This is a genomic window from Nostoc sp. CHAB 5715 (assembly GCF_020829685.1).
In the GTDB taxonomy this organism is placed as follows: Bacteria; Cyanobacteriota; Cyanobacteriia; order Cyanobacteriales; family Nostocaceae; genus Nostoc.
In genome coordinates this window covers 1-2340 of the sequence record NZ_JAIVFR010001082.1, presented here as the reverse complement: position 1 = coordinate 2340, position 2340 = coordinate 1, and the positions used below count along the sequence as shown (strand labels likewise).

Annotated in this window: 3 protein-coding genes and 1 pseudogene; 3 read left to right on the top strand and 1 reads right to left on the bottom strand. The window is 40.6% G+C overall.

Annotated elements, in window-relative coordinates; all coding sequences use genetic code 11:
* Positions 1-17 precede the first annotated feature (17 nt).
* From LC574_RS36155 to LC574_RS36145, 3 genes are all read left to right on the top strand, one after another.
* Entirely contained in the window at positions 18-443 is a 426-nt protein-coding gene (locus tag LC574_RS36155) for an SDR family NAD(P)-dependent oxidoreductase (protein WP_368736780.1), read from the top strand.
* 34 nt (positions 444-477) lie between these two features.
* Entirely contained in the window at positions 478-1377 is a 900-nt protein-coding gene (locus LC574_RS36150) for an oxidoreductase (protein ID WP_229458436.1), read from the top strand.
* A 314-nt stretch (positions 1378-1691) separates the two neighbouring features.
* The gene (locus LC574_RS36145; RefSeq protein WP_229458438.1) at positions 1692-1955 is read left to right on the top strand and encodes a hypothetical protein; all 264 of its coding nucleotides are present in this window, start codon (positions 1692-1694) and stop codon (positions 1953-1955) included.
* Here the strand turns inward: LC574_RS36145 and LC574_RS36140 are convergent.
* Positions 1889-2125, bottom strand: a pseudogene (locus LC574_RS36140) (hypothetical protein); the annotation flags it as partial. The gene LC574_RS36145 and the pseudogene LC574_RS36140 sit on opposite strands and share 67 nt — an antisense overlap.
* Positions 2126-2340 lie beyond the last annotated feature (215 nt).

The window sequence follows — 2340 nt, the reverse complement described above, 5'->3', positions numbered from 1 at the left end:
AATTCCACTAGAACGTAATTCCGCTAGAGTGCATAGCTATAGATGACATCAGATGGAATTTTGAAGTCAATATTATCGGCCAACTCGCAGTTATACAAGCATTCTTACCAATGATCCGCAAAGCTAAAGGTCGAATCATCAATATCAGTGCGATTTGTGGTAGATTAGCTGTTCCATATTTTGGACTCTTATCTGCTTCAAAATTTGCGCTTGAGTCTATTACAGATTCTTTACGAATGGAATTACGTTCTAGTGGAATTGAGGTTCTTTCTATATTACCAGGGGCAATAGTGACCCCAGAACAAGCTGATAGACAGGAGGAAAATTACAAAAAAACATTAGCTAGTAAATTAACCTGTGTTTTAAATGCAAATTTATTTGGCTTTCTATGCCTACATGGCAAGAGTGAGTCTTTTTCAATGCTGGAATTTCAAATTCCTTAAGCTTAATAACGCTTGTTAAAAACGGAGAATTTCTATGGTGCCTTCCTCAGTTTATCAATCACGAGTGTGGTTTATTACTGGTTGCTCAAGTGGTTTTGGTCGAGCATTGGCAGAAACAGTGCTTGAGCGGGGTGAGAGAGTGGTATTAACAGCACGAAATCTACAAAATGTAGAAAATTTAGCTACAAGCTTTGCAAACCAGACCTTAGCGGTACAACTTGATGTAACAAAACCTGAAGAGGTACAGCAGGCAGTGAAACAAGCGATCGCTAAGTTTGGACACATTGATATACTCGTCAACAATGCTGGATATGGAACTTTAGGAGCGATAGAAGAAGTCAGCGACAAAGCAGTTCGACGGCAGTTTGAAACAAATGTTTTTGGTGTCTTGGAAATGCTGCGAGTAGTACTACCCTATATGCGGCAGCAACGTAGTGGACACATTCTCAATATTTCATCAGAAGCTGCTTTTGTAGTTGGTGCTGGTGCAGGAATTTATTGCAGTACCAAGTTTGCGCTAGAAGGAACTTCTGAAGCATTAGCTAAAGAAGTTGCGCCTCTCGGTATCAAAGTCACAATAGTTGAACCAGGTTCGTTCCGTACAGATTTTGTCACACGTTCACTTGTTGTGTGTGACACCCGCATCAAAGACTATGAAACAGCTACTGAGAACCTCCGTCAGATTGTGCAGGATATACAGGACTTTAAAATTGAGGAACAAGGTGACCCGAAAAAAGCTGCTTTGGCGATGATTCAAGCAGTTGATTGCGAGAACCCGCCACTTAGATTAGCATTGGGAGCAGATGCAATCAGTGGTATTAATAATAAATTGGAGTCAATAAAAGCAGAACTAGATGCTTGGAAGGAAGTTTCTGTGAATACTACATTTGATCAGGTTGTAGCAAATAAAACCAGGAGCAACGCAATTTTGTGAGGTCGGATAAAAAACGGCAGCAGATAAAGTCAGTAGATCGAAACCCTAGCTATCTAATTGGTATACAAAGCAGGTAAGCTGATATTGCACCTAGCAGCAGTAAAAAATTAGTGATAGTAAAGTTGCCTCGCCATCGCCCAGAACGAAAATTCAGTAACGCCAAACGAATAGTCAAAATCGAGTCTTTGTTCAACCACTTGCGTCGCAATCAGCGGCGCATTAGTTGTAGCGACCTGCAATGCTAATCGCTCAGACCTGCAATCAAGACATTTTCCAGCCAGGATTAAGAGGATGTTTGAAAAGTCATCTAACGTATGTTTGACTACTCTGGCTATCGAGAAGTTAAACGAGATAATGAGGGTTCTGGGACTTGCGATCGCTTCTCTGAGTTGCATTTAAGGCTCAAGCTGATACTTTTCAAACAACCTCTAAGGTTCTTGGCAACTTTTGGGAAATCAAACTGTATAAATTCGTGGCAGGACTTACGCAACTGTCACAAGCAATGGCGCGGTTACACCGCGCCGCGCGCCAAACAACTAGGCGATAAACATGGGAAATTCAAACGTTTTAGCTGCTGAACTAAATAATTTGATAACAATCCATGCTTAATTTGATAGATTGTAAGACCTGTTTTATAAGCTAAATCTTTGAGCCTAAGCCAGACTAAAATAGCGCAGGCAATATGATTTCTTTGAATACGACCCTTACGGCATTGACATGATTCAATGCCAGTCAATTGTTTTAATTCAAAGGTGTTACTCCTCAACTTTCCATCGTTCGCGCTAGCGTGCCGGAGGCACACCTTACACACTTTTTGTACAACGTTCGTAGAACCTGGAGATAAATCAAAAAGTGTATCTTGCATTACATTTTCCCCGATAAGATTGGTATAGGATTTACTACCAAATAAGTTGGTATATAACCACCAACAAGATATTCTACTAACCACAACTTAAGTGACAG

Bases quoted from the DNA above. Each gene is read 5' to 3' on its own strand.
- LC574_RS36150 (WP_229458436.1), top strand. From the start codon at position 478: ATGGTGCCTTCCTCAGTTTATCAATCACGAGTGTGGTTTATTACTGGT.
- LC574_RS36145 (WP_229458438.1), top strand. From the start codon at position 1,692: ATGTTTGACTACTCTGGCTATCGAGAAGTTAAACGAGATAATGAGGGT.